Source organism: Actinacidiphila glaucinigra, from assembly GCF_035918135.1.
Lineage (GTDB): Bacteria > Actinomycetota > Actinomycetes > Streptomycetales > Streptomycetaceae > Actinacidiphila > Actinacidiphila glaucinigra.
Map to the genome: position 1 here is coordinate 8,252,451 of NZ_CP109144.1, position 16,896 is coordinate 8,269,346.

Below are 16,896 nucleotides of genomic sequence, written 5' to 3' on the forward strand. Positions count from 1 at the left end.
CTCCTCACCTTTCGCGCTCGTGCGAAACATTAACCGCCCGAACCGGCGCCGCCGAGACTCGGGTCCATGCGCACCTACCAAGAGCTATTCCGCACACGGGAGTTCACCCCGCTGTTCCTGGTGTCCACCGGCCAGGTCGCGGCGCAGACGGTGAGCGGGCTGGCCCTGAGCACGCTGGTCTACGACGCCACGGGCTCGCCGCTGCTGTCCGCGGTCGCCATGTTCGGCCCGTCCCTGGCGCAGGTGGTGGGGGCGACGACCCTGCTGTCGGCGGCCGACCGGCTGCCGCCGCGCGCCGCGCTCACGGCGGTCGCCCTGATCTTCGCCCTCGGCACCGCCGTACTGGCCGTCCCCGGCCTGCCGATCTGGGCCGTCTTCGTCATCCTCCCCGTCGAGGGCCTGGTGGCGTCCCTGGGCGGCGGGGTGCGCTACGGCCTGCTCCACGAGATCCTGCCCAAGGGCGGCTTCCTGCTGGGCCGTTCCGTGCTGAACATGGCGACCGGCACCATGCAGATCTGCGGCTTCGCCGCCGGCGGCCTGCTGCTCGCCGCCCTGTCCCCGCGCGGGGTCCTGCTCGCCGGCGCGGCCCTCTACCTCGCGGCCGCGGCCGCCGCCCTGACCGGACTGCGCGCCAGGCCGCCGCGCGCGGTCGGCCGCCCCTCGGCGGCCGAGACCTGGCGGACCAACGTGCTCCTGTGGTCCGCCAGGCCGCGCCGCTACGTGTACCTCGCGCTCTGGGTCCCCAACGGCCTGATCGTCGGCTGCGAGTCGCTGTTCGTGCCCTACGCGCCCGAGAACGCCGGGCTGCTCCTCGCCGCCGCGGCCTGCGGCATGCTCGTCGGCGACACCATGGCCGGCCGGTTCGTCCCGCCATGGTGGCGGGAACGCGCGGGCGCCGCGCTGCGCCTGCTGCTCGCGGCCCCCTACCTGGTCTTCGCACTGCACCCGGCGCTGCCCCTCGCGGCGGCCGTTGTCGCCCTGGCCTCCGTCGGCTACGCGGCGAGCCTGCTGCTGCAGGAGCGGCTGATGGCCCTCACGCCGGACGAACACAGCGGTCACGCCCTCGGCCTGCACTCCTCGGGCATGCTCGCCTGCCAGGGCCTGGGCGCCGCCCTGGCCGGCGCCGTCGCCCAGCACACCTCCCCGGCGACCGCGATGACGGTCATGGCCGCCCTCTCTGTCGCCGTCACCTTGGTCCTGGCACCCGGTCTGCGCCCGGGCACCGCGGACGCCGTCACGCCCGCGGCGCCCGGCCCCGCGACCCGTCGCCCAGTCCCGTGACCCGCATCGTGATGTTCAGCCGGCCGGAGGCGAGGCCGGTGGCCGGGTCGCCGGTGCCCGGTCGGACCTTCGGCACGGCGTGGTAGGCGAATCGGGACGGGCCGCCGAAGACGAACAGGTCGCCGGAGGCCAGCTCCAGGTCCGTGTACGGGCGGTTGCGGTTCTCGGTGTTGCCGAAGCGGAAGACGCAGGTGTCGCCGATGGTCAGCGACACGACGGGGGCGTCGCTGCGCTCGTCCTTGTCCTGGTGCATGCCGAGCCTGGCGTCGCCGTCGTAGAAGTTGATCAGCGCGGTGTCCGGGGTGTAGCCGTCGCCCGCCGCCGGGTCCTCGTAGGCCGCGACCAGGGCGCGGCGGCCCAGCTCCACCATCCAGTCCGGGAAGGGCGCGACCCGGGCGCCGTTCACGTCGTCCGCTGTACGGGTGTACCGGTACGGCTGCCAGTGCCAGCCGATGCAGACCGTACGCACCGACATCACCCCGCCGCGGGGGAGGCGGGTGTGCCGGATGGGGACCGGGCCCATGGCCCAGGCGCGGCACGCGACGACCAGCCCCCGCTGCTCGTCCGGGGTGAGCCAGCCCGGCACGTGCACCGCGCCCGGCGCGACCTGCAGCCGGGGCCGGGGGATGAGCGCGCTCACCGGGCACTGCCCTCGCCCGGGGCGGTCGTGGTCACCCAGCCCCGGTCCACGTGCCAGGTCCGGCCGTCCGGGGTCGCGCCGCGCAGGCCCTGGAGCGTCTCCGCCCCGGCGGCGGCCACCACGCGCGCGTCGCCGAGACGGGCGAAGCCGTACGTACGGGCCGGCTCCCACGGCGTGCTGCGCCGCAGTCGGCGCGCCAACTGCGCCCACCCGGCCGGCGCCGCGGCCACCACCCAGGCGTCCGGCGCCGGCGCGGTCAGCCGCTGGGCGGCCCGCAGCCAGGACGCGGCCCGTTCGGGCCAGTCCACGACGGCCGCGACGGTGCCGCCCGACGCGCGCCACGCCGCGGCGAAGCCCTCGGCGGCGGCCCGGGAGGCGGCGTCCCGGCTGTGGCCGAGGGCGACGGCGCGCACGCGGGGGCGGGCGTCACCCAACAGGCCCAGCAGCGCGGCGAGTTCGGCCCCGGTGTGCGGCGCCGGTCCCGGTACGCCGTCGAGCACGGCCAGGCCCTCGGCCGGGACCAGAGGCGAGGCCGGCGCCGGGACGGGAGTGTCGGGGTGGGTCATGGAGTTCCGCTCCGTCGGTGTCGCCTTCCATTGTCGGTACTGCCGGGGCAGGCAGCGGGCGCAGGGCCGGTAGCCCGCGGCGACCGCCGTCGCCTCGTCCGCGAAGAACACCCGCTCCCGCACGTACCCGCCGCGCGCGATGGCCCGGGAGGCTGCCGGGCAGTCGAGGCGGCCGTACAACCGGCCGCGCCGGTGCCCGCCGAGCGCCCCCGGAACCGCGCTGCGGTACGGCAGCCCGTCCGGGCCGGTCAGCACGTACGGCGTCAAGCCGCGTCGTGGAAGACCAGGCCCAGGGTGTGGCGGCGGCCGGCGCGCACGGTGCTCACCCCGTGCCGCATCGGGCCGGCCGACCAGCCGCGGGCCGAGCGCACCGGCCGGTCGCGGGTGGTGAAGACGAGCGCGTGGCCCTGGGGCAGGGTGGTGGACGAGCCCCTGGTCTGCGCCCGCGGCCGCTGCTCCGTCATCAGGAACTCGCCGCCGCTGTAGTCCTCGCCGGGGACGTCGAGCCCGATCACCACCTGGAGCGGGAAGACGAGGTCCCCGTACAGGTCGCGGTGGAGCGCGTTCCAGTCGCCCGGGCCGTAGCGCAGCAGGATCGGCGTCGGGCGGGTCTGGCCGGCGGCGTGGCACATCGCCAGCCACTCGTCGAGGCTGTCGGGCCAGGGCGCGGGCTGCCGCAGGCGGGCCGCCCAGCCGCGGGCGATCGGCAGCAGCCGCGGGTAGAACGCCGCCCGCAGGGCCCGCACGGGCTCGGGGACGGGACGGGCGAAGTAGCGGTACTGCCCCGAGCCGAAGCGGTGCCGTGCCATGTCGACGGTCGAGCGGAACCGCCCGGGCTCGTCGTAGAGCGCGGCGACCGCCCGGCACTCGGCGGGGGAGAGGACCGGACGGGAGGTCAGAGCGCTCCCGTGGGTGTCGAGTCCGGCGGCCAGCGCCGGCCAGTCCTCGGCGTCGACCCGCTCGTGCAGGGGTGTCGTGGGGTGCGCGGCGGTGGTGGTCACGGCTGTCGTCCTCATGCCGTCCCGCGCCCGGACTCGAGGTCCAGCAGCAGCCGCTTGCGCTCGACGCCGCCCGCGTAGCCGGTGATGGCGCCCTTGGCGCCGACCACGCGGTGGCAGGGACGGACGACCAGCAGCGGGTTGCGGCCGATCGCGGTGCCGACCGCGCGCGACGAGGTCCGCGGGATGCCCATCGCCTCGGCGACGTCCGCGTAGGTGAGCGTCGTGCCGTAGCCGATGGTCTCCAGGGTCTTCCACACCTGCTGCTGGAAGGCGGTGCCCGCGCTGGTGAACTCGATGTCGAAGTCGGTCGTTTCGCCGGCGAAGTACGCCCGGAGCTGGCGGATGATCTCGGTGAACGCGGCGCCGTCGGCACGCGCGCCGTCCGCCAGGTCCGCCGCGACGACGCCGCCCTTCTGGTCCGGCACCGACAGCGAGGTGAGCGCGGTGCCGCCCTTCGCGGTCGGTGACTCCTCACCGACCAGCAGCAGTTCGCCCAGCGGGCTGTCGAACGTCGTGTAGACCGTCATCGGTCCTTCCCTTTCCTCACACCTTCAGTGACATCCACGATTCTGCGGCGGTTCGGCACCGATGTCCGGCGGGATTCGGACGTCGCATTCCCGCCGTGCCCCGCGCCTTCGGATCGCGCCCGTCCCGGTCAACCGGCGCTCCACAGCAGGTGCATCGCGTAGGTGCGCCACGGCCGCCAGCCCTCGGCGTCCTCCAGCGGCACACCGGCACGCGCCGCCCCCGCGCGCACCGCGACATCGCCCTCCAGCAGCACATCGGGATCGCCCAGGGCGCGCATCCGGATGTAGCCGGCCGTCCACGGCCCGATGCCGCGCAGCGCGAGCAGGTCCTTCTCCGCGCCGTCCCGGTCCGCGCCCGGATCGAGCAGGACCTCGCCGACGGCGAGGGCGCGGGCCAGGCCGCGCAGCGTCTCCCGCCGGGCCTGCGGCATGCCGACGGTTTCCAGCGAGGCACCGGCGAGCGTGTCCGCGTCGGGGAACAGGTGCGTCAGGCCACCGTTCGGCGCCGCCAGGGGCTCTCCGTGGGTGGCGACCAGGGCGGCGCCGAGCCGGCGCCCGGCCGCCACGGAGACCTGCTGGCCCAGCACCGCCCGCACCGCGAGCTCGTGCGGGTCCGCCGCCCCGGGCGCCCGCAGCCCGGGGCGGGCCCGGGCCAGGGCTCCCATCGCCGAGTCCGCGGACAGCCGTTCGGTGATCGCGTACGGATCGGCGTCCAGGTCGAAGAGGCGCCGCACGCGCTGCGTTCCGGTGGTCAGGTCGCGCAGCGCGGTCAGGTGCAGCCGGCATTCGAGCCAGTCACCGCCCCTGCCGGGCGGGGCCTCCTCGACCTCGGCGACCGCGGGTCCGTGCGGCAGCCGGAGCGTCCGCCGGTAGACCCGCCGGCCGCGGGTCCCCGTGATCTCCTCGGCACCGGCGATCGCGCGGGCCGCCAGGTAGTCGAAGACCCGCCCGGTGTCGTACGGCCCCCGGTACGACAGCCGCAGCGGCACGCCGGCGGCCGTGCCGGCGGCCGGGTGCCGGGCGGGGCGCGCCTGCCGCAGCCCGGTCGGCGTGAGCGCGTACACCTCGCGGACCGTGTCGTTGAACTGCCGTACGCTCGCGAAACCGGCCGCGAAGGCGATCTCCGCGGCCTGCATGTCGGTGGTCTGCAGCAGGATCCGGGCGGTGTGCGCCCGCTGCGCGCGGGCGAGGGCGATGGGGCCCGCCCCCACTTCCGCGGTGAGCTGCCGCTGCACCTGGCGCGCGCTGTACCCGAGCCGCCCGGCCAGCCCCGCGACGCCCTCCCGGTCGACGACGCCGTCGGCGATCAGCCGCATCGCGCGGCCCACCACGTCCGCCCGAGCGTTCCACGCCGCGGAGCCCGGCACCGCGTCCGGGCGGCATCTGCGGCAGGCCCGGAAACCCGACCCCTGGGCGGCCGCCGCCGTACGGAAGAACCGGACGTTGCGCCGCTTGGGCGTGACCGCCGGGCAGCTGGGGCGGCAGTAGATCCCCGTCGTCGTCACCGCGAAGAAGAACTCGCCGTCGAAGCGGGCGTCGCGGCTGCACACCGCCTCGTACCTGCTGTCCTCGTCGGTCGTGTCGATCGTCACCCCTCCACTGTGCGGCATCGCGGAGGCGGGCCGCTGGCGGAATTCGGACGTCGCGTTCCCGGGCCGGGCCGAGTCGCCGCCCGTGCCGTCGTGCCCTGGACCTGGAGGGGCGGCGGACCCGGAGGAGGCGGCATCCGTGACGGACGAGACCCGAGGATGCCCATGGACGACGCCGGGCGCGGCGGCTGCCGTGCGACCGTGCGGGGCCGGGCCGCCTCGGTGATCCTGAAGGGGTGACAGCCGGCTCCGCCCCGCGAGACCTCACCGGCCGGGAGGCCCCCGGCACGGGCCGCGCCAATTACACGGGCGCCGTCTACGGATCGCTCCTGGCCGCCTCGGTGGTGGCCGGTGCCGGTTCGGCGGGCCCGTACCCCCGGGTGGAGCTGGTGCTGCTGCTGATCTGCACCGGTCTGGTGTTCTGGGCCGCCCACGTCTACGCGGGGTTCGTCGGCGACCGCCTGCGCAGGGGGAAGGTCACCTGGCAGGAGATCCGCCGGGTGTGCGTCAGCGAGTGGCCGATCGTGCAGGCGGCGCTGCTGCCGGCGGCCGCGGTCGCGGTGAGCCCGCTGCTGGGGCTCGGGCTGGAGGGCACGGCGTGGCTGGCCCTGGCCGTCGCCGTCGTCCAGCAGGTCGGGTGGGCCAGTGCCGCCGTCATCCGGGTGGGCGCGTCCCGTTGGGCGGTGGTGTCCGTGGGCATCGTGAACCTGGTGCTGGGCCTGGTCATCGTGGCGGCGAAGGTCGCGCTCCAGCACTGAGCGGTGGTGCTGCGGCTGTGCTGTGGTGGGCCCTGTATGTAGTGGTTTGTCGGTGTTTCCTGTGGGGCAGGTGTGCCCCGAGGCGGTGAACGCGCATGGCTCGCCACACGCAGACCGGCGCCCGCAAGCCCACCGAGCTCCCCCCGGAGTCCTGGCGCGTGGTGCTCCGGCGCACGGTCAAGGAGTTCTGGGCGGACCATCTGACCGACTGGGCCGCGGCGCTGACGTACTACGCCGTGCTGTCGGTCTTCCCCGCCCTCCTCGTCATCGTCTCGGTCGTCGGCCTGCTGGGCGGCCCCAGTGTCAGACCCCTGATCGTCAACGCGAGCGGGCTCGCACCAGGACCCGTCCGGGACACCCTGACCGGCGTGCTCGGGCAGTTGCAGCAGGGCGTCGGCCGAGGGGGACTGGCCCTCGCGATCGGCGCGGCGGTCGCCTTGTGGTCGTCCTCCGGCTACGTGGCGACCTTCATGCGGGCCGCCAACGCCCTCTACGACATCGACGAGGGCCGGCCCCTGTGGAAGACCCTGGCCGGCAGGTTCGTCATCCCCGTGGTGCTGCTGGTGGCCACCGCGCTCATCGCGATCGGCGTGGTCTTCACCGGCGCGCTGGCCCGCAGGACGGGCCAGGTGCTGGGGGCCGGCGACGCCGCGCTCGGCGTGTGGGGCATCGTCAAATGGCCCGTGATGCTCGTGCTGTTCGGCCTGGTCCTCGCGCTGCTGTACTGGGCCGCCCCCAACGTGAAGCACGGCGGCTTCCGCTGGGTGAGCCCCGGCAGCGCCCTGGCCGTGGTCATCTGGGCCGCCGCTTCTGCGCTGTTCAGCCTCTACGTGTCCAACTTCGGCAACTACAACAGGCTCTACGGCAGCCTGGCGGCGATCATCGTCTTCCTCGTCTGGCTGTGGATCTCGAACATCGCCGTGCTCCTCGGCCTGGAGTTCAACGCCGAACTCGAACGGGCCCGAGCACGGCCCGACGGCGGCCCCGACGACGGCCCGGACGACAGGGTGCCCAAGGCCGAACCGCAGGACACCGAGCGCCTCAGCACCGACGACGGGTGATGACGGGACGGCGTCACGCGCTCGTGCCGTCAGGCCTCCGTGCCCTCACGGCCGAGAGCCGACACCGGTCGCGACCTCGTGGAGCCGGCTGCCGGCCCCGCCCGGCGCCAGGGGAGCGGTCGAGGAGTCGCCCGCGCCCTCGCGCAGACCCTCGAGGAACTCCTCGATCGCCCGGGTGGCGGTGTGGCGGGGCTCCCAGCCCAGTTCACGGCGGGCCCGCGAGGTGTCCATCAGCGGCAGCCTGACCACGGCGTCGAACAGGCCGGGCGACGACGGCACCAGGTGCAGCCGCCACGCCCCGGCCAGCGCCGTCCGCACCGCGCCTCGCGGCATACGGACGACCTGCGCCCCGAGCAGCGCGGCGAGTTCCTCCGCGTCCAGCGGCGGATCGGCGGCCAGGTTGAAGGCGCCGTGCACCGGACGGTGCAACGCCAGCCGGTAGGCCTCGGCCGCGTCGTCGGAGTGGAGCGCCTGGAAGCGCAGCCCGCGCATGTCCGGGACCACCGGCACCAGCCGGGGGCGTACCAGCCGGTTCGGCAGGAACGGCCCCGCGAACAAGCGGCGCTGCTGGGCGGCGGACTCCCGTTTGAAGACGAACCCCGGCCGCATGCGCACCACGCGGATCTGCGGGTTTTCCCGCTCGAAGGTGTCCAGGCAGCGCTCGACGTATGCCTTCTCCCGGCAGTAGGCGGCCCCTGGCCAGCCGTGCGTGGGCCACGACTCGTCGACCGGGTACCGCTTGGGACCGGGGGAGTACGCCGCCACAGACGAGGCGTGGACCAGGGTCGGCACGCCGGCCGCGGCGGCCGCCTCGAAGACGCGGATGCCGCCCAGGACGTTGGTGCGCCACGTGATCCACGGATCGTGGGTGGGCTGCAGCAGCCAGGCCAAGTGCACGACGGCGTGCGCGCCGCGCAGGTGCTCCACCAGGCGCGTGCGGTCGTCGCCGATGTCGGAGTGCACCCATGTGGTGCGGGCGGGGCGCCAGTTCTGGGGGATCCTGCGGGCGATGCCGACGATGTCGGCCACCGCCGGGTCCTCGACGAGGGCCCGCACCAGGCTCGTCCCGACGTTTCCGGTCGCCCCTACGACGACGACGCGCAGGGCGCCGCCGCCGGGCGCGAAGTCGTTCGTCACGATCCTCGCCTCCCTCGGCCACCGGGAGCGCCCGGGCACCGGCGGTGCCGGGCGGGTCGCCCGGCGCCCTGGCGGCCTCGTCCGATGTCTGTCCCGGTCTCCGGGGCGGCTACCCGGCGAGGGACGTTCCAGACCTCGCCGCAGGGCGTCGGCCGGCCGCCTCAGCCGACCGCCTTCGCCATCCGGCGCACCGCCTCCGTGAGCACCTCGGGCGTCGTCGCGAGGTTCAGCCGTGCGTGGCCGTCGCCGCCCGTGCCGAAGTCGGACCCCGGGCTGAGGGCGACCCTTCCGCGGGCCAGGAAGGCGGCGGCCGGGTCGTCACCGAGGCCCAGCTCCCGGCAGTCCAGCCAGGCCAGGTAGGTGCCCGGGGTCGGCCGGTAGGCGATCGCCGGTAGCTGCTCGGCCAGCAGCGCGGCGAGCAGCCGGCGGTTCTCGGCGAGGTCGTCCAGCACGGCGTCCAGCCACCGCCCGCCCTCGCGCAGCGCCGCAGTGTGCGCGATGACGCCCAGGTGGCTCGGCCCATGGCTGACCTCCTCCGGCATACGCGCCAGGTCGTCCGCCGCGGCGGGCCCGGCCAGGGCGAGCGCCGCCTTCAGCCCGGCCAGGTTCCACGCCTTCGACGCGGACATCAGCGACAGGCCGCTCTCGCCGCCGGGCACGCTCAGGTACGGCACGAACGCCGCCTCGGCGGTCACCAGCGGCGCGTGGATCTCGTCCACCACGACCCGCACCCCGTACGTCCCGGCCAGCGCCGCCACCGCGGACAGCTCCTCGGCGGTGTGCACCGTGCCGGTCGGGTTGTGCGGGCTGCAGAGCAGGTAGGCGGCCCGGCCGCCACCGGCCGTGGACCGGGCGAAGGCCTCCTCCAGCGCCGCGAGGTCCAGCCGCAGGCCCGGGCCGAGCGGGGCCTCCACCACGCGTCGGTCCATATGCGTCACGAACTGGTAGAACGGCGGGTACACCGGGCAGTTGACGATCACCGGATCCCCGGGACCCGTGACCAGCCGGAGCATCTCGACGACGCCCAGCATCACGTCGGGGACGATCGAGGCGCGCTCCACGGCCAGGCCGTCCCAGCCCCACCGCTCACGGGCGAAGTGCGCCAGCGCCTCCGCGTATGCGGTGCCCGCCGGATAACCCGTGTCGCCGACCGCGATCGCCTCCGTGAGCGCCCGGGCCACGGGCGCGGCCAGGGGCACGTCCATCTCCGCCACCCACAGGGGCAGCACGTCCTCAGGATGGGTGCGCCACTTCATGCTCGTCCGGCGCCGCAGCTGCTCGAGCGTGAGGCGCCGCAGCGGGTGGTCGTCATTCGACGCGATGTCCATGACATCAACATAGGTGCGGACCTGCCGCCGGGGCAGGGGGCGGCAAGGCGGACGTGTTGCCGAACCGGCAAGAAGGCTTGCCCGGCGGGTGCGCGGGACCGCATCGTCGGGGGCAGGTCCACACCCACGGCACAAGGGAGACGACATCCATGACCGACGGCACCACCAGCGCGATCGGCGCCGAGCCCGAGCCGGAGGCGGAGTTCTGGGACGCCCGGTACGCCGGGAGCGACCGCGTCTGGAGTGGCAACCCCAACAACGTCCTGGTCCGCGAGGTCGGGGGCCTGAAGCCCGGCACGGCCCTCGACCTGGGCTGCGGTGAGGGCGCCGACGCGGTCTGGCTGGCCCGGCAGGGGTGGCGGGTGACCGCCGTCGACATCTCGCGCGTCGCCCTGGAGCGGGCCGCCGGCCACGCGAAGGCGGAGGGCATCGCCGAGGGCCTCATCGACTGGCAGCGCCACGACCTGGGCGAGACGTTCCCCGAGGGCACCTACGACCTCGTCTCCGCACAGTTCCTGCACTCGCCGAACGACATGCCCCGCGAGCGCATCCTGCGCGCCGCCGCGGCGGCCGTGGCTCCCGGCGGTGTGCTGCTCGTCGTCGGGCACGCCGGGTTCCCGGCCTGGGAGACCGATCCGCACCCGGAGGTGCACTTCCCGACGCCGGAGGAGGTGCTGGAGAGCCTCGGGCTCGCCGAAGGGGAGTGGGAGGTGGTGCTGACCGACGAGCACGAGCGCATCCAGAACGATCCCGACGGGCGGCCCACGACCCGCGTGGACAACACCCTGGAGATCCGCCGCCTGGCGCGGTGACACACGGCGCGGCGGGCCGTGGCGACCACGGCCCGCCGGCGCGCGCGGGTGCGGGGGTGATGGGGCGTCATCGACGTGCGCTCGCGTACGCCTCCTACTCGCCTTCCTCGCCCTCCTCGGCCTCCTCGCCCTCCTCGGCCTCCTCGGCCTCCTCGGCCTCCTTCGCATCGAGGGCCTCCTCGTGCGTGCGCACGACCTCGGCTTCGCGGATCTCGCCGCGCCGGCCCTGGGCGCGCAAGATGTGGCCGGTCTTCTCGAACACGCCCGAGGGGTAGTGCTCGACGACGAGGAGGATGCAAGCGGGGTCGGCGTCGGCTCGTGGAGGCCGGCGCTGCCGGGCGTGGTGCGCTTTGCGCCGTCGTCGGAGTGCCTGATCACGCGCTCGTCGGGGATCTGCTCATCGACCACGGCCTTCCAGCCACGGGTCGAAGGGCCGGCCTTGACCCTCCCGTCGCCCGAACCGGGAGGGGAGGCCGAGGTCCTGGACCTCGACGATGTTCGTCACCTTCTGCGTACCGGAGTTGTCGCCCTCGTCATTGCCACCGACGAGCGTTCCGCCCTGTCCAGTACAGCGCCGCCGCCGAACGCCCGGACCGATGCCGCCGTTGTCGGTCACGTTCATCAACTGGTGGGTCGGCCCGGGGACTCCGGCGCGCGCTTTGCCGGCCGGGTTCTCCGCATGGGCCCCGACGGTGCCGGCGAGCCCGTATCGCAGCTCGCAACGCATCTGATCCAGGCCCGAAGCCTGTCCCCACTGTCCCCAGCCGTCCTGGCCGTGGAACTACCTTCGCCGTGAGGAGGCCTTCTTGGCTGTCGACTTCTTCGCGGCCGTCTTCTTCGCGGCGGACTTCCGAGCAGGTACCGCCGTCTTCTGCGCCGCCCTCTTCCCGGCCGGTGCCGCGGTCTTCTTGGCGGCGGCCTTCTTCGCCGGCTGTGCCTTCTTGGCGGGGGTCCTCTTGGCGGCCGCCTTCTTGGCTGCGGTCGTGCGCGCCGGTGGCGTGGGAGCCTGCCGCTTGGCCGGGCGACGGCGCCGAGGGGCCTGCTCTTCTTCCTCTTCCTCCGGCTCTTCTTCCTCGGGTTCTTCTTCTTCCTCCTCTTCGTCCTCGGGTTCTTCTTCCTCCTCTTCCTCGGGCTCCTCCTCGCCCTCCGGCCCGTAATCCTCTTCCTCGGGCTCCTCCTCGTCCTCCGGCCCGTAATCCTCCTCCGCCTCGTCCGGTTCCTCGTCCTCGCGCTTCTCCTTCTTGCCGCCGATGCGGGCCGTACGGTCGTGCAAGGTCCCTGCGAGATCCGTGAGCTTCCGGTCCGCGGCAGCGACGACCGCCTTTCGGCCGGCGTCCATCAGCTCTCCCTGCACCTGCTCCTTGAGCTGGGCGACCTGAGGCAGGTCCTTGAGTTTGCGAATACCCTCGGTCACCAGCTGTTGCGGATCGAGTCCGGAGCGGCGACCGGCAAGGTAGGTAGCCATTCCGAAGGCAAGCCGCCCCTTTTTGGTACGACCGAGGACGTAGCCGCCCGCTACCGCGGCGGCCAGAGCGAGCTTGGTCGAGTCCTTCATCACTTGTTCCCTTCGGGAGTTGGGCCCCGCGGGAGGCGCCCCGTCGCCGCGCACCTTATGAGGTGTATATGCTGAAATAGTACGTTTCGTTACGGGGGTGGCGCCGCTCCAGAGCCGGAGAAGTGGATGGCCGCAAGCGACAAGAGCGACCCCGGAAGGGGCCGGCGCTCCACCAGGAGCGAAGGCGCAGCACGGCGTGAGAGCGCCGAGCGCCCCCGGCGGCCCCGCAAACGTTCGGCGGCCTGGGCCATGCGATCCGCGTCCGAGCAACTCTCCGAACTCCTCGGTCGCAGGCCTGAATCCGTATCCGCGGTGAAACCGACCGAAGGCGGCTGGGAAGCGGACGTCGAGGTGCTGGAGCTGGAGCGCGTGCCCCAGACGACCAGTGTGATGGCCACGTACCACGTGACGTTGGACGAGGAAGGAGACCTCGTGGCGTACGAGCGGACCCGCCGTTACACGCGGGGCCAGATCGACCGACGCTCCTGATCCGACGCAAGGCGCTGAAGGGAGGCCCCATGACCGTGGTGCCGCAGAGCGGGGGTGGTATGTCGAGGGGCGGTGGGGGCAGCCTCTACGACGTCCTGGAACTGATCCTGGACCGGGGGCTCGTCATCGACGTCTTCGTCCGCGTGTCCCTGGTGGGCATCGAGATCCTCAAGATCGACGCCCGCATCGTGGTGGCGAGCGTGGACACGTACCTCCGTTTCGCCGAAGCCTGCAACCGGCTTGACCTGGAATCCGGGCGCAAGCAGCCCGCCCAGCTCACCGACCTCGTGGGTGAGATCACCGAGGGCGGGGCCAAAGGCAAGTCGAAGGGTGCCCTGTCGGGCGCCGTCGAAGCCGTCACCGACACCCTGAAGGGCGGGAGTGACGAGGACGAGGAGGAGGACGAGTACGAGGAGGAGCCGGAAGAGGAGGAAGCGGAGTACGAGGAGGAGCCCCGGCAGCCGCGGCGCAGGAGCACCGGGCGGGCTTCCCGGCGGGAGAGGGAATGAGCATGGCGGTCTACGTCTACTCCATCACTTCGAAGGACCACCCGTTGCGCCTCGACGGACTCACGGCTGTGGGCGGCTCGGGCCGGGAATTGCGCACGGTGACCAATGCGGAGCTCTCCGCGGTCGTGAGCGAGGCCCCGGAGGACTTGCGTCCCCGGCGCAGGGACGTGCTAGCCCACCAGGAGGTTCAGGAGCGGCTGATGGCCGACGGCGCCGTGCTGCCGCTGCAGTTCGGCTTCACGGCACCCGACGAGGAGGCCGTCAGGGGCGCTTTGGAGGACCGGGCTGTGGAGTACCGCGAGCAGCTGAAGAACCTGCAGGGCTGCACCGAGTACCACCTGAAGGTCTCGTGGGACGAGGATTCCCTGCTGCGCCGGATCCTGGAGGAGAACGACGATGCACGCCGGCTGAACGAGGAGGTCCGTGGCGGAGCCGCCTCCCCCGACGTACCGCTCATGCTGGGCGAGCTGATCGCCAACGAGGTGCAGGCCCGCCGGCAGGCCCTGGGAGCGGGCATCGTCGAGGCGCTGCGCCCCTTCGCCCGGGACGACGTGGCCTCCGCGCCGGCCGGACAGGACTTCCTCAGCGTCTCCTTCCTGGTGGACGACGGCAAGGAGGAGATGTTCCTGGCCACCCAGCTCAGCCTGGCCAACCAGGTGGGCGAGGAGTGCGACTTCCGGCTGCTCGGACCGCTGCCGCCGTACAGCTTCGTGTGAAAGGGAGTGGCCCATGGGTCTGTTCACGCAGATCGTCACCCTCCCCCTGGCGCCCGTGCGCGGGGTGGGCTGGGTCGTCGAGCGCGTGCTGGAGGCCGCCGAGCAGGAGTACTACGACCCCGAGCCCGTCGAACGTGAACTCGCCGCCCTGGAGAAGGAACTCCTCGCCGGGCGGATCGACGAGGAGACCTTCGAGGAGCGCGAGGAGGTACTCCTCGACCGCCTCGATGAGATCGCGGCCTTCCGGCGCGGTGAGCCCGCGCCCTGAGACGAGGTGACGCTGTGACGGATTCCCCGGCCGGCCGGCTCGGTTCGTATCCCACGAGGGCCGCTCCCCCACAGTCCCCCTACGGACAGGGGTCGTCGGCCAACCTGGCGGACATCCTGGAGCGTGTCCTGGACAAGGGCATCGTCATCGCCGGCGACATCCAGATCAACCTGCTCGACATCGAGCTGCTCACCATCAAGCTGCGGCTCCTGGTGGCCTCCGTCGACAAGGCCAAGGAGATGGGCATCGACTGGTGGGAGCACGACCCCTCCCTGTCCTCGCGCGCCCACGGGGAGAGTTCGCTCGCGGAGGAGAACCGGCGGCTGCGCGAGGAGATCGAGGCGCTGAAGGAGGGACGGGAGCTGACGGACACGCCACGCGGCAGCGTGGCCTCCCGCCACCGCACCCGGTCCTCCTCGGCGACGCCCCGCCGCCGCGGCGGCGGAACCGGGACGGACGACGATGGATGACCGGGTCAGCTACGCGTACGCCGTGCTGCGCGGCGACGGCGTGCCGGACGGCGCCCTGGAGGCGCTGACGGGCGTCGCCCGGGCCCCCGTACGGCTCGTGACGTCCGGTCCGCTGGCCGCCGCCGTCAGCCCGGTGCCCGCCGCGGACTTCGACGAGGACGCCCTCCGCCGGCACCTGGAGGACCTGGACTGGCTCGAGGCCGTCGCCCGAGCCCACCACACCGTCATCGAGGCGCTCTCCGCGCACACCACCGTGCTGCCGCTGCGGCTGGCCACGGTCTACCTGGACGACGAACGCGTCCGGCACGTGCTGCGGGAGGACGACGCAGCGTTCACTGAGGTACTGGAGCGGCTGGCCGGCCACCTCGAATGGGGCGTCAAGATCTATGTGGACGCCCCGGCGGCGGCCGCCGAGCCCGCCGGAGCCCCCGAGGAGCTCAGCCCCGGCCGGGCCTACCTGCGCGCCCGCCGCGCCCAGCGGCACTCCCGCGACGAGGCCTTCCACGCGGCGGAGGAAGCCGCCGCCCGCGTCGAGACGATCGGCCGCGAACTGGCCGCCGGGCACGCCCGGCACCGTGTGCAGCAGGGCCAACTCGCCGCCGGGGCGGGGGAGAACGTTCTCAACGACGCCTTCCTCGTCGCGCACGAGCGAGCCGAGGCCTTCCGCAGTCGCGCCCTGGCCGCCGGTGAAGGCCTGCCCGGGGTGCGTGTCGACGTCACCGGGCCCTGGGCCCCGTACTCCTTCGCCGCCCTCCCCGAGGCGGAAGTGGCGGACGCGGCGCCATGACCGCGGCCGACCGGGCCCCCGAACCCCTGGCCGAACGCCAGGTGGCCCTCGTCGACCTGCTCGACCGCCTCCTCAGCGGCGGAGTCGTCCTCACCGGCGACGTTGTGCTGTCCATCGCCGACATCGACCTCGTCCGCATCTCGCTGCGTGCCCTGATCGTCTCCATCAGCGAACGCAACCCCTCCCCGTGGGGCCCGGAGCCCGGCCCATGACACCCCCCGCATCCCCCCGTGACGACCGCCCGCCGGAGCCCTCGGACCGGCTCGGCGAGGTCGCCGACGCCGCCGCCCGCGCCTTCCGGCTTCTTCCCGCCGTCCCCCGCGACACCGTGTCCCCCCGCCCCGCGCGCCGGATCAGCACCGACCCCGACACGGTCGAACGCGACCTGATGAGGCTCGTCCTGACTCTCGTCGAACTCCTCCGCCAGCTCATGGAGCGGCAGGCCCTCCACCGTGTCGACGCGGGCGACCTCACCGAGGAGGAGGAGGAACGCCTCGGCGCCACCCTGATGATCCTCCACGACCGCATGGAAGGGTTGTGCGTCCGGTACGGCCTGTCCATGTCCGACCTGAACCTTGACCTCGGCCCCCTGGGCACGCTGCTCCCGCCCGACTGACCGCGCGGGAGGACTCAGGGCGTGGGGATGCCGCCCGGGCGGGAGGGCCGGCCGAAGCGGACCGGGACGCCGGGGGAGTACAGGACGCTGATTGGCGGGCCCACGGGGGCGGGGAGGCCGGCGGCCGTGACCAGGGTCTCGTCGCAGTCGAGGAGTTCGGCGCGGTGGAGGGGCCAGCGGGGGTGCGAGTTCGGAAGGTAGACCTGCCGCTCGAAGAACGTGTTGTGCAGGCCCCAGCGCGCGGTGAGGAAGTGTTCGAGCTCGGTGGGTTCCGCGACGGGTTCGCCGACGCGCACCGCTATGCGGGAGTGCGCCCCGCGGGGGCCCGGCCACCGGCGGGTGCTGGTGTACGTGAGGGTGTCGCCGTCGTGGCGGATCGCCATGCGCGACCACAGGTACGGCAGACGGAACGCGGCGCGCGCCACCGCCACGGGTATCAGCCGGGACGCGTCGAGTGAGCGGAAGACGACCCCGCGCCGGCCGTGGGCGTCCACGGAGTACAGCCGGACGTTGGTCTCGGGGAAGGTGCCCAGGTAGGGGACGCCGGGGAGACGGAACCAGCCGACGCGGTGCATGCGGAAGGCGACGAGGCCGACGTAGGTGACGCCGTCGAGGGTGTCGGGGACGGTGCCGGCCGGCAGGTGCGGAGCGATGTCGGCGGGGTCGGCCGCCCAGTGGAGGAACGCCAGGTCGAGCCACGACTGGGTGAGCAGCGGGACGGCGGCGACGTCGGGCGGCTCCGCGGTGATCGGTTCCGGTGTGGTCTGCGGGGGCGGCACCCGACCA

General features: G+C 73.6%; 23 protein-coding genes. 13 read left to right on the forward strand and 10 right to left on the reverse strand.

What is annotated here, in order from left to right; translation table 11 throughout:
* The first annotated feature begins 66 nt into the window (after window positions 1-66).
* Window positions 67-1,281: an MFS transporter gene (locus tag OIE69_RS37495; RefSeq protein ID WP_326579331.1), complete on the forward strand. Its 1,215-nt coding sequence runs from the start codon at window positions 67-69 to the stop codon at window positions 1,279-1,281.
* Here the strand turns inward: OIE69_RS37495 and OIE69_RS37500 are convergent.
* From OIE69_RS37500 to OIE69_RS37520, 5 genes are all read right to left on the reverse strand, one after another.
* On the reverse strand, window positions 1,235-1,921 hold the full coding sequence (locus OIE69_RS37500; protein WP_326579333.1) for an alpha-ketoglutarate-dependent dioxygenase AlkB family protein: 687 nt from the start codon (window positions 1,919-1,921) through the stop codon (window positions 1,235-1,237). The genes OIE69_RS37495 and OIE69_RS37500 overlap by 47 nt on opposite strands.
* Complete coding sequence (locus tag OIE69_RS37505; protein WP_326579335.1) at window positions 1,918-2,754, reverse strand: Ada metal-binding domain-containing protein; 837 nt, start codon at window positions 2,752-2,754, stop codon at window positions 1,918-1,920. Before OIE69_RS37505 ends, OIE69_RS37500 begins: the two co-directional genes overlap by 4 nt.
* Window positions 2,751-3,503, reverse strand: coding sequence for a 2OG-Fe(II) oxygenase (locus OIE69_RS37510; protein WP_326579337.1), 753 nt, complete (start codon window positions 3,501-3,503; stop codon window positions 2,751-2,753). The genes OIE69_RS37505 and OIE69_RS37510 overlap by 4 nt, the downstream gene beginning before the upstream one ends.
* Window positions 3,500-4,015 (reverse strand): methylated-DNA--[protein]-cysteine S-methyltransferase, encoded by a 516-nt coding sequence (locus tag OIE69_RS37515; RefSeq protein ID WP_326579339.1) that lies wholly within the window; start codon window positions 4,013-4,015, stop codon window positions 3,500-3,502. Before OIE69_RS37515 ends, OIE69_RS37510 begins: the two co-directional genes overlap by 4 nt.
* A gap of 128 nt (window positions 4,016-4,143) precedes the next feature.
* Window positions 4,144-5,625, reverse strand: coding sequence for an AlkA N-terminal domain-containing protein (locus tag OIE69_RS37520; protein ID WP_392567616.1), 1,482 nt, complete (start codon window positions 5,623-5,625; stop codon window positions 4,144-4,146).
* 215 nt (window positions 5,626-5,840) lie between these two features.
* Between OIE69_RS37520 and OIE69_RS37525 the strand changes: the two genes are divergently transcribed.
* Window positions 5,841-6,362, forward strand: coding sequence for a hypothetical protein (locus OIE69_RS37525; protein ID WP_326579342.1), 522 nt, complete (start codon window positions 5,841-5,843; stop codon window positions 6,360-6,362).
* A 95-nt stretch (window positions 6,363-6,457) separates the two neighbouring features.
* Entirely contained in the window at window positions 6,458-7,423 is a 966-nt protein-coding gene (locus OIE69_RS37530; RefSeq protein ID WP_326579344.1) for a YihY/virulence factor BrkB family protein, read from the forward strand.
* Between the two features lie 45 nt (window positions 7,424-7,468).
* Here the strand turns inward: OIE69_RS37530 and OIE69_RS37535 are convergent, their stop codons facing one another.
* Entirely contained in the window at window positions 7,469-8,563 is a 1,095-nt protein-coding gene (locus tag OIE69_RS37535) for an NAD-dependent epimerase/dehydratase family protein (protein ID WP_326581525.1), read from the reverse strand.
* Between the two features lie 158 nt (window positions 8,564-8,721).
* Window positions 8,722-9,888 (reverse strand): MalY/PatB family protein, encoded by a 1,167-nt coding sequence (locus tag OIE69_RS37540; protein ID WP_326579346.1) that lies wholly within the window; start codon window positions 9,886-9,888, stop codon window positions 8,722-8,724.
* A gap of 149 nt (window positions 9,889-10,037) precedes the next feature.
* Here OIE69_RS37540 and OIE69_RS37545 point away from each other — a divergent pair, with 149 nt between their 5' ends.
* On the forward strand, window positions 10,038-10,700 hold the full coding sequence (locus tag OIE69_RS37545) for an SAM-dependent methyltransferase (protein ID WP_326579348.1): 663 nt from the start codon (window positions 10,038-10,040) through the stop codon (window positions 10,698-10,700).
* Between the two features lie 94 nt (window positions 10,701-10,794).
* On the opposite strand, the gene OIE69_RS37550 is transcribed toward OIE69_RS37545, so the two are convergent.
* The gene (locus tag OIE69_RS37550; RefSeq protein WP_326579350.1) at window positions 10,795-10,962 is read right to left on the reverse strand and encodes a hypothetical protein; all 168 of its coding nucleotides are present in this window, start codon (window positions 10,960-10,962) and stop codon (window positions 10,795-10,797) included.
* 12 nt (window positions 10,963-10,974) lie between these two features.
* On the opposite strand from OIE69_RS37550, the gene OIE69_RS37555 reads away from it, so the two are divergent.
* A complete protein-coding gene (locus OIE69_RS37555) occupies window positions 10,975-11,496 on the forward strand; it encodes a hypothetical protein (protein WP_326579352.1) in 522 nt (173 codons plus the stop codon).
* Here OIE69_RS37555 and OIE69_RS37560 read toward each other — a convergent pair.
* The gene (locus OIE69_RS37560) at window positions 11,482-12,255 is read right to left on the reverse strand and encodes a histone protein (RefSeq protein ID WP_326579354.1); all 774 of its coding nucleotides are present in this window, start codon (window positions 12,253-12,255) and stop codon (window positions 11,482-11,484) included. The genes OIE69_RS37555 and OIE69_RS37560 overlap by 15 nt on opposite strands.
* Before the next feature lie 126 nt (window positions 12,256-12,381).
* Here OIE69_RS37560 and OIE69_RS37565 point away from each other — a divergent pair, with 126 nt between their 5' ends.
* The 8 genes from OIE69_RS37565 to OIE69_RS37600 are packed head-to-tail and all read left to right on the forward strand — an operon-like array spanning window position 12,382 to window position 16,110.
* Complete coding sequence (locus OIE69_RS37565) at window positions 12,382-12,744, forward strand: gas vesicle protein GvpO (RefSeq protein ID WP_326579356.1); 363 nt, start codon at window positions 12,382-12,384, stop codon at window positions 12,742-12,744.
* A 29-nt stretch (window positions 12,745-12,773) separates the two neighbouring features.
* Window positions 12,774-13,253 carry a gas vesicle structural protein GvpA gene (locus OIE69_RS37570; RefSeq protein ID WP_326579358.1) on the forward strand — a complete coding sequence of 160 codons (480 nt, stop codon included), beginning with the start codon at window positions 12,774-12,776 and terminating at the stop codon, window positions 13,251-13,253.
* A 2-nt stretch (window positions 13,254-13,255) separates the two neighbouring features.
* Window positions 13,256-13,969 carry a GvpL/GvpF family gas vesicle protein gene (locus tag OIE69_RS37575; protein WP_326581526.1) on the forward strand — a complete coding sequence of 238 codons (714 nt, stop codon included), beginning with the start codon at window positions 13,256-13,258 and terminating at the stop codon, window positions 13,967-13,969.
* Window positions 13,970-13,982: 13 nt separating this feature from the next.
* Window positions 13,983-14,237, forward strand: coding sequence for a gas vesicle protein GvpG (locus OIE69_RS37580; RefSeq protein ID WP_326579360.1), 255 nt, complete (start codon window positions 13,983-13,985; stop codon window positions 14,235-14,237).
* Between the two features lie 14 nt (window positions 14,238-14,251).
* On the forward strand, window positions 14,252-14,707 hold the full coding sequence (locus OIE69_RS37585; protein WP_326579362.1) for a gas vesicle protein: 456 nt from the start codon (window positions 14,252-14,254) through the stop codon (window positions 14,705-14,707).
* The gene (locus OIE69_RS37590) at window positions 14,700-15,494 is read left to right on the forward strand and encodes a GvpL/GvpF family gas vesicle protein (protein WP_326579364.1); all 795 of its coding nucleotides are present in this window, start codon (window positions 14,700-14,702) and stop codon (window positions 15,492-15,494) included. Before OIE69_RS37585 ends, OIE69_RS37590 begins: the two co-directional genes overlap by 8 nt.
* Entirely contained in the window at window positions 15,491-15,706 is a 216-nt protein-coding gene (locus OIE69_RS37595; protein WP_326579366.1) for a gas vesicle protein, read from the forward strand. The genes OIE69_RS37590 and OIE69_RS37595 overlap by 4 nt, the downstream gene beginning before the upstream one ends.
* Complete coding sequence (locus OIE69_RS37600; RefSeq protein WP_326579368.1) at window positions 15,703-16,110, forward strand: gas vesicle protein K; 408 nt, start codon at window positions 15,703-15,705, stop codon at window positions 16,108-16,110. The genes OIE69_RS37595 and OIE69_RS37600 overlap by 4 nt, the downstream gene beginning before the upstream one ends.
* A gap of 14 nt (window positions 16,111-16,124) precedes the next feature.
* Here OIE69_RS37600 and OIE69_RS37605 read toward each other — a convergent pair whose 3' ends face one another.
* Window positions 16,125-16,889 (reverse strand): YqjF family protein, encoded by a 765-nt coding sequence (locus OIE69_RS37605; protein ID WP_326581527.1) that lies wholly within the window; start codon window positions 16,887-16,889, stop codon window positions 16,125-16,127.
* Window positions 16,890-16,896 lie beyond the last annotated feature (7 nt).

Coding starts and splice junctions, on each gene's coding strand:
- OIE69_RS37495 (WP_326579331.1), top strand. CDS start 67: ATGCGCACCTACCAAGAGCTATTCCGCACACGGGAGTTCACCCCGCTG.
- OIE69_RS37510 (WP_326579337.1), bottom strand. CDS start 3,503: ATGAGGACGACAGCCGTGACCACCACCGCCGCGCACCCCACGACACCC.
- OIE69_RS37515 (WP_326579339.1), bottom strand. CDS start 4,015: ATGACGGTCTACACGACGTTCGACAGCCCGCTGGGCGAACTGCTGCTG.
- OIE69_RS37520 (WP_392567616.1), bottom strand. CDS start 5,625: ATGCCGCACAGTGGAGGGGTGACGATCGACACGACCGACGAGGACAGC.
- OIE69_RS37530 (WP_326579344.1), top strand. CDS start 6,458: ATGGCTCGCCACACGCAGACCGGCGCCCGCAAGCCCACCGAGCTCCCC.
- OIE69_RS37540 (WP_326579346.1), bottom strand. CDS start 9,888: ATGGACATCGCGTCGAATGACGACCACCCGCTGCGGCGCCTCACGCTC.
- OIE69_RS37545 (WP_326579348.1), top strand. CDS start 10,038: ATGACCGACGGCACCACCAGCGCGATCGGCGCCGAGCCCGAGCCGGAG.
- OIE69_RS37560 (WP_326579354.1), bottom strand. CDS start 12,255: ATGAAGGACTCGACCAAGCTCGCTCTGGCCGCCGCGGTAGCGGGCGGC.
- OIE69_RS37565 (WP_326579356.1), top strand. CDS start 12,382: ATGGCCGCAAGCGACAAGAGCGACCCCGGAAGGGGCCGGCGCTCCACC.
- OIE69_RS37570 (WP_326579358.1), top strand. CDS start 12,774: ATGACCGTGGTGCCGCAGAGCGGGGGTGGTATGTCGAGGGGCGGTGGG.
- OIE69_RS37575 (WP_326581526.1), top strand. CDS start 13,256: ATGGCGGTCTACGTCTACTCCATCACTTCGAAGGACCACCCGTTGCGC.
- OIE69_RS37580 (WP_326579360.1), top strand. CDS start 13,983: ATGGGTCTGTTCACGCAGATCGTCACCCTCCCCCTGGCGCCCGTGCGC.
- OIE69_RS37590 (WP_326579364.1), top strand. CDS start 14,700: ATGGATGACCGGGTCAGCTACGCGTACGCCGTGCTGCGCGGCGACGGC.
- OIE69_RS37595 (WP_326579366.1), top strand. CDS start 15,491: ATGACCGCGGCCGACCGGGCCCCCGAACCCCTGGCCGAACGCCAGGTG.
- OIE69_RS37600 (WP_326579368.1), top strand. CDS start 15,703: ATGACACCCCCCGCATCCCCCCGTGACGACCGCCCGCCGGAGCCCTCG.